This is a genomic window from Vibrio sp. 1580 (genome assembly GCF_033340055.1).
In genome coordinates, this window is record NZ_JAWOVT010000192.1 from 1 (window position 1) to 800 (window position 800).

1 protein-coding gene is annotated in these 800 nt (G+C 45.6%); it reads left to right on the top strand.

The genetic code is table 11. The annotated features are described in order from the left end of the window. Positions 1-800: DUF3103 family protein (locus tag R7093_RS24945; protein ID WP_318146982.1), on the top strand; the 800-nt coding region annotated here is incomplete at both ends.

Below are 800 nucleotides of genomic sequence, written 5' to 3' on the forward strand. Positions count from 1 at the left end.
AAAGTGACAAACGTATCTAATGCGCGTGCGGACGACATTACACAAACCAAACGGGAACTTGCTCAACAACTGAGCGAAAACTATACGGCAATTGAGCCAATGTTGAGAAGAGATATTACTGCTCAACAAACCAATGTTCCTGTCTCCTCTTTCATTGAGCAAAACCCTACTGCAGAATTTAGCCAACAGCTCGTTGAAGCCGACGCTCAAATTCGTAGCTGGAAAGGCATTACTGAATTCTCAGATCAATTGCTAGAAGTGCGCTTAGCCAACGAAAAAATGCTAGGAGCATGGCTCAATGGCGACGTTGCACCACTCTTTGCCTTTGAACCAAGCGGTGATGATGAAAGCTGGCAATACATCGAAGCGTTTGACGTTTACGGGCAAATTCATCAACTTGATGTGTATCAGCTTCCTGACGTTCCCGTTCTAGTTGTCGATAACAACAGCTCTGCAGAGCTCAAAGCAGGCTTACAGGCGATGCAGGCAGAAATGAAAAAGCTGGGTCAGCCAGCTCTAATTCAGCCTTATTATTCAGAGAGTCAAAAACAATCTTCACCAACGCTACAAAGCGCAGCGACAAGTGATGTCGCTCCGATTCAAACAACTCAACTGAAGAAAATTCGCTTAGCGGATGACAAAGAACCGTGGATCTCTGGCAAAGCAGAGGTTTACGCCATCGTGACAGGTGTCAATCCAAGCCGCGACGAGCCGACAATTGATCTGGTAGAGCTTCCTTACTTGGATTACGACAACCAAGATTACTACCCAAATCAAATCATCATTCACTGGTCTCGCTA